Annotated in this window: 4 protein-coding genes; 3 read left to right on the top strand and 1 reads right to left on the bottom strand. The window is 69.4% G+C overall.

The window, feature by feature from the left end; all coding sequences use genetic code 11:
- The 3 genes from fdh to nrfD all read left to right on the top strand — a co-directional run.
- Window positions 1-2,915 (top strand): formate dehydrogenase (fdh, locus tag ACFY2Q_RS19655; protein WP_387132059.1); only part of this gene is annotated, 2,915 nt, incomplete at its 5' end.
- A gap of 3 nt (window positions 2,916-2,918) precedes the next feature.
- On the top strand, window positions 2,919-3,962 hold the full coding sequence (locus ACFY2Q_RS19650; RefSeq protein WP_387132057.1) for a 4Fe-4S dicluster domain-containing protein: 1,044 nt from the start codon (window positions 2,919-2,921) through the stop codon (window positions 3,960-3,962).
- A complete protein-coding gene (gene nrfD / locus ACFY2Q_RS19645) occupies window positions 3,959-5,011 on the top strand; it encodes an NrfD/PsrC family molybdoenzyme membrane anchor subunit (RefSeq protein WP_387132055.1) in 1,053 nt (350 codons plus the stop codon). Before ACFY2Q_RS19650 ends, nrfD begins: the two co-directional genes overlap by 4 nt.
- A 63-nt stretch (window positions 5,012-5,074) precedes the next feature.
- Here the strand turns inward: nrfD and ACFY2Q_RS19640 are convergent, their stop codons facing one another.
- Window positions 5,075-6,631 (bottom strand): OFA family MFS transporter, encoded by a 1,557-nt coding sequence (locus ACFY2Q_RS19640; RefSeq protein WP_387132098.1) that lies wholly within the window; start codon window positions 6,629-6,631, stop codon window positions 5,075-5,077.
- Window positions 6,632-6,983 lie beyond the last annotated feature (352 nt).

The raw sequence follows: 6,983 nt of genomic DNA, 5'->3' as shown, positions 1-6,983 counted from the left end.
ACACGGCGCTGAACATGATCGCCGATCGGGTCCTGGCGGCCCGGGACGAGACCTGGGAGGACGTCGACGACGAGGGCCGGCCGCTCAACCGCACGCTGGGTATCTCCAGTTTGGGTGGGGCGACGCTCGACAACGAGGAGAACTACCTCATCAAGAAGTTGTTCACCGCGATGGGGGCGCTCCAGATCGAGAACCAGGCTCGTATTTGACACTCCGCCACCGTCCCCGGTCTGGGGACCAGCTTTGGTCGCGGCGGCGCCACCCAGTTCCAGCAGGACCTGTCGAACTCCGACCTGATCGTGATTCAGGGTTCGAACATGGCCGAGGCGCATCCGGTGGGTTTCCAGTGGGTGATGGAGGCCAAGCGTCGTGGCGCGAAGGTGTTCCACGTCGACCCGCGGTTCACGCGTACCAGTGCGGTGGCTGACTCGTATCTGCCGATCCGGGCGGGCACGGACATCGCGTTGCTGGGTGGGGTGGTGCGCTACATCCTGGACAACGAGCTGGACTTCCGGGAGTACGTGGTCGCCTACACCAACGCCGCGACGATCGTGACCGAGGAGTACCGCGACACCGAGGACCTGCACGGGCTCTTCTCCGGCTTCAACGAGGACAACGCCAGCTACGACCAGACCAGCTGGCAGTACGAGGGGAACGAGGAGAACGGCTCGGTCCACGACACCGAGACGCAGCGGGAGACCGCGGCCGGCTTGGAACACGAGTCGCACGGCGCGCCGGTGGGCGGGCAGACCCAGCGGGACGAGACGTTGCAGCACCCGCGCTGCGTCTACCAGATCCTGAAGCGGCACTACGCCCGGTACACGCCGGAGATGGTGGAGCGGGTCTGCGGCATCCCACAGGAGAAGTTCCTCGAACTGGCGCAGGCGTGGACGGCGAACTCCGGCCGGGAGCGAACGAGCATGCTCGTCTACTCGGTGGGCTGGACACAGCACAGCGTGGGTGTGCAGTACATCCGGACCGGGGCGATCATCCAGCTGCTGCTGGGCAACATGGGGCGCCCCGGTGGCGGGGTCATGGCGCTGCGGGGGCACGCCAGCATCCAGGGCTCGACGGACATTCCGACGCTGTTCAACCTGCTGCCGGGTTACCTGCCGATGCCGCACCACGCCGACCACCCCACCCTGGACGAGTGGGTGGACAGCATCCGGCACCCGGGCCAGAAGGGCTTCTGGGGCAACGCCCGCGCCTACGGGGTGAACCTGCTCAAGGCGTACTGGGGTGACGCGGCCACCGCCGAGAATGACTACTGCTACGGGTACCTGCCCCGGATGACCGGCGACCATGGCACGTACCAGCAGGTGTTGGACATGATCGACGGGAAGATCAAGGGGTACTTCCTGCTCGGTCAGAACCCGGCGGTCGGCTCGGCGCACGGCCGCGCGCAGCGGCTCGGCATGGCGAACCTGGACTGGTTGGTGGTCCGCGACCTGTTCATGATCGAGAGTGCGACGTTCTGGCAGAACGCGCCGGAGATCGAGACCGGTGAGATCGTGCCGGAGGAGTGCCGCACCGAGGTGTTCTTCCTGCCCGCCGCCTCGCACGTGGAGAAGGAGGGCACGTTCACCCAGACGCAGCGGCTGTTGCAGTGGCGCGAGAAGGCCGTCGAACCGCCGGGCGACGCCCGCTCCGAGCTGTGGTTCTTCTACCACCTCGGCCGCATCATCCGGGAACGCCTGGCGCAGTCGACCCGCCCCCGCGATCGGGCGCTGCTCGACCTGAACTGGAACTACCCAACCCACGGCCCGAATGCCGAGCCCAGTGCCGAGGCCGTGCTGTACGAGATCAACGGGTATGACGTGGCAAGCGGCCGACCGCTGTCGAGCTACACCGAGATGACCGACGACGGCTCCACCGCCGGCGGCTGCTGGATCTACACAGGCGTGTACGCCGACGGCGTCAACCAGGCCGCCCGGCGCAAGCCCGGCGCGGAGCAGTCCCTGGTGGCTCCGGAGTGGGGCTGGGCCTGGCCGTCGAACCGGCGGATCCTCTACAACCGTGCCTCCGCCGACCCGGACGGCAGGCCGTGGAGCGAGCGCAAGAAGTACGTCTGGTGGGACTCGGACAAGGGCGAGTGGACCGGCTACGACGTGCCGGACTTCGAGAAGACGAAGCCACCGTCGTACCGGCCGCCGCCCAACACCTCGGGCGTGGCGGGCATCGCCGGCGACGACCCGTTCATCCTCCAGGGCGACGGCAAGGGCTGGTTGTACGCGCCGAGCGGCGTCCTCGACGGGCCGCTGCCCACGCACTACGAGCCTGTCGAGTCGCCGGTGCGCAACCCGCTCTACCGCCAGCAGGCCAACCCGACCCGCAAGGTCTACACACACCCGATCAACACGCTCAACCCGAGCCCGCCGGAGGAGCACAGCGACGTCTTCCCGTACGTGTTCACGGTCAGCCGGCTCACCGAGCACCACACGGCGGGCGGGATGAGCCGTACGGTGCCGCACCTCGCCGAGTTGCAGCCGGAGATGTTCGTCGAGGTGTCGCCGGAGTTGGCGGTCCTGCGCGGGCTGACCCATCTGGGCTGGGCACACCTGATCAGCACCCGCGCGGCCATCGAGGCGAAGGTGCTGGTGACGGACCGCATCACCCCGCTGCGGGTGGACGGCCGGATCATCCACCAGGTGTGGCTGCCGTACCACTTCGGCTACGAGGGCCTGGTGACCGGCGACTCGGCGAACGACCTGTTCGGCATCACGCTCGACCCCAACGTGCTGATCCAGGAGAGCAAGGTCGGCACGTGTGACGTACAGCCCGGACGACGCCCGAGAGGACAGGCCCTGTTGGACCTCGTCTTCGACTACCGGCGGCGGTCGGGCAACCTGAGCCACCGCTACCCACCGATGGTCACGACCGACGTCGCCGACAGCAGCAGCGACCAGGAGGCCTGACCGATGCCCCACGCCAACGCCCTGTACGGCCCGCTCGACCCGGCGCCCGACGCCGGCTACGTGGACGCGCCGCCGCGGATGGGGTTCTTCACCGACACGAGCGTCTGCATCGGCTGCAAGGCCTGCGAGGTGGCCTGCAAGGAGTGGAACCTGGTCCCGGAGAGCGGTCTGGACCTGCTGGGGATGTCGTACGACAACACCGGAGCGTTGACCGCGAACTCGTGGCGACACGTCGCGTTCGTCGAGCAGCCCCGCTCGGCAGGCTGGGCGACCCCGGCGTTCGGAGGCGACCCGGACGGGCCGACGGTCAGCCCCGCGACGGCTGCGGTCGGCGCGCGTACCACTGTCGACACCGGCACGAACCCGGGCCTGCCGCCCGGATCGCCCGGCGCGGCGGCCCGGATGGCGGCCGGGCCGGAGTTTCTGGGGATGCCGGGTGCGCAGCCGCCGGGTCGGGGCACGGGTGTGGAGGGGCGTACGGACTTCCGCTGGTTGATGATGTCGGACGTGTGTAAGCACTGCACTCATGCGGCTTGCCTGGATGTGTGTCCGACGGGTTCGTTGTTTCGGACGGAGTTTGGGTCGGTGGTGGTGCAGGAGGACATCTGTAATGGGTGTGGGTACTGCATTTCGGCGTGTCCGTATGGGGTGATTGATCAGCGTAAGGGTGATGGTCGGGCGTGGAAGTGCACGCTGTGTTATGACCGGTTGGGTGTGGGGATGACGCCGGCGTGTGCGCAGGCGTGTCCGACGGAGTCGATTCAGTTCGGGCCGTTGGGGGAGTTGCGGGAGCGGGCGGCGGCGCGGGTGGCGGCGTTGCATGAGCGGGGCGTGCCTGAGGCGCGGTTGTACGGGGATGATCCGAACGATGGTGTGGGTGGTGATGGTGCGTTCTTCCTGTTGTTGGATGAGCCGGAGGTGTACGGGTTGCCGCCGGATCCGGTGGTGACGACGCGGGACCTGCCGGCGATGTGGAAACGCGCAGGCCTCGCCGCACTGACGATGGCCGCCGTCACGGCTGTCGCGTTCCTCGGCAGGCGACCATGACCGGCGCGACACCACCGAACGAACCCGTCGGCTCCCGATTCCGCGAGTTCCAGGCCGGCCTCGACAAACCCGACGGGCACCGTCGTCGAGGGCGCGACGGCGAGCAGCTCACCGTGCCGCCTGCCGACTTCACCGCCTACTACGGCCGGCCGGTGCTCAAACCGCCGGTGTGGAAGTACGACATCGCCGGGTACCTCTTCACCGGTGGCCTCGCCGCCGGAAGCGCGCTGATCGGTGCGGGCGCTCAGCTGACCGGGCGCCCCGACCTGCGCAAGGTGGGCCGGTGGACGGCCCTCGGTGGCGTCGCCGCCAGCACGTACCTGCTGGTCCACGACCTCGGGCGGCCGGCCCGGTTCCACCACATGCTCCGGGTCGCCAAGCTGACCTCGCCGATGTCGGTCGGCACCTGGATCCTCGCCGCCTTCGGGCCGCTGGCCGGCGTGGCGGCGGTCGCCGAGCTCGCGCCCCTGCTCCCGCAGCACGGCGTGCTCGGTCTCGCCCGCCGGCTGGCGCTCCCCGTCGGCAACGCCGCCGGCCTGGCCGCCGCCGCCACCGCGCCGGCACTTGCCACGTACACGGGGGTGTTGCTCGCCGACACCGCCGTGCCGTCCTGGCATGAGGCGTACCCGTCATTGCCGTTCGTCTTCGCCGGCAGCGCGCTCGCCGCCGCGTCCGGGATCGGCCTGATCGCGGCGCCGGCAACCCAGACCGCACCCCTGCGGCGGCTCGCTCTCGCGGCCGCGACCGTCGAGTTCGCCGGCGGTCACCGGCTGGAGCGGATGGGCCTGACCGGCGAGCCCTACGTACGCGGGCGCAGCGGCCGTCTGGTGAAGGCCGGCCGGGTGCTGCTCGCCGTCGGCACCGCAGCGGCGCTTGTCAGCCGCCGCAGCCGACTCCTCGCGGCGATCTCCGGCGCGGCTCTCGTCGCCTCGTCGGTCGCCACCCGGTTCGGCGTCTTCGAGGCGGGCAGGGTGTCGGCCCGCGATCCGAAGTACACGGTCGTGCCCCAGCGGGAGCGCCTCGCCGAGAAGTCGACGACACGGCTCTGAACAGCGCAGCGATCAGGGAAGGCACCCCTCGGGGTGCCTTCCCTGATGTCCGGTACGACCGCGTCAGCCGGTGAACAGCTTCGCGGCGGTGATCGCGGTCTGGACGATGCCGTACCCAAGGAGCACCGCCACGAGCAGCCACGACAACCAGAGCCGGCCGGTCTGAGCGCCGACGTGCTGGGGCACCGGCGGTTGGCTCTGCGGGCCGAGGGCGACCGGCTCGGTGACACTGGCCTTGGCCACGGGCGACGTCTTTCCTCGATCCGGCTCGTGGAACCGCTCGGGCACGGCCCGGACCAGCAGGTTGGCGATGAACCCGATGGCGAGGACGCCGACCATCGTGAACAGCGCGGGCCGGTACGCCGAGGCGGTGAGCGTGCCGGGCTTGCCCTGCGCGTCGAGGATCCCGTTGACGATGAGCGGGCCGGCGACGCCCGCCGCCGACCACGCGGTCAGCAGCCGGCCGTGGATGGCGCCGACCTGGAAGGTGCCGAAGAGGTCGCGCAGGTACGCGGGCATTGTCGCGAAGCCGCCGCCGTAGAAGGAGATGATCGCGGCGGCGATCAGCACGAAGACAGCTGTGGCGGAGTGCCCGGCCACGGCGAGCAACGCGTACAGCACCATGCCGAGACCCAGGTAGATCATGTAGATGGGCTTGCGGCCGATGAGGTCGGACGTCGTCGACCAGACGAACCGCCCGGCCATGTTGAACAGCGACAGCACCCCCACGAAGCCGGCCGCCGCCGACACCGAGACGGCCGTGGTCCCGTTGTCCCGGAAGAAGTCCTGGATCATCGGGCTGGCCTGCTCCAGGATGCCGATGCCCGCCGTGACGTTGCAGAACAGCACGATCCACAACAGCCAGAACGCCCGGGTGCGCACGGCGTTCGACGCGGACACGCTTGCCCTCGTCACAAGCGGCCGGCTGGCGACGCTCGCGGGGTCGAACCCGGCGGGCCGCCAGTCCGGCGCGGGAACGCGGACGTTGAACGGGCCGAACATCATGATCACGAAGTAGCCGATGCCGAACGTGACGAAGAGCGCCACGAGGGCGCTTCCCGACGCCACTGCGGCCGGGTTGTCGGGGTTGTAGCCGGAGTCGTAGAGGGAGAGCAGTTGGCGGGCGAGCGGGCCGGCGACCAGGGCGCCGCCGCCGAACCCCATGATGGCCAGGCCGGTGGCGAGGCCCGGCCGGTCCGGGAACCACTTGATGAGGGTCGACACGGGCGAGATGTAGCCGATGCCGAGCCCGATGCCGCCGATGACTCCGTAGCCGAGGTAGAGCAGCCAGAGTTGGTGGGTGGCGATGCCGATCGCGCCCACCAGGAACCCGGTGGCCCAGAAACAGGCCGAGGCGAACATCGCCCGGCGCGGTCCGTTGCGCTCTACCCACCGGCCGCCCACCGCAGCGGACGAGCCCAGCATGACGATGGCGATGCTGAAGATCGCCCCGATGGCCGTCTGACTGGTGTCGAAGTGGGCGATGAGGGAGTTCTTGTAGACACTCGTCGCGTACACCTGCCCGATGCAGACGTGCACGGCCAGCGCCGCGGTCGGGATGAGCCAGCGGCTGTATCCCGGGGGAGCGACGGTGTGCCGAGGGTTGAATACCGACAGCATGGACATCGTCCGCGCCTCCTGCGGCTGAGTAGGCCGACGGCGGTGCAGGGCTGTCGTCTCGGCAGTTGGCCGAGCGCCGCCAGCGGCGGCCCGTGCACGCCTGCGTCAGCCGTGGCCGGCTGCATTCTCACGTTACGTGGCGGCCGGTTCGCACCCTGTCGTTACGGCAAAACGCGAGTACGGAGACGTCGGCGTCGGAGGGGGTGGGTGTCAGTTCGTTCCCTTTGCTCTGCTTCAACCGACGCAACACTCACGGCCCGAAACCGTTGCGCGGGTTGAAGCAGAGCAAAGGCAGCAGACAATGCCCCAGCCAGCCAGCCAGCCAGCCAGCCAGCCAGCCAGCTAGCCAGCA

This window comes from Micromonospora sp. NPDC000316 (assembly GCF_042898885.1).
GTDB lineage: Bacteria > Actinomycetota > Actinomycetes > Mycobacteriales > Micromonosporaceae > Micromonospora.
This window is presented reverse-complemented; position numbering and strand designations above follow the sequence as displayed.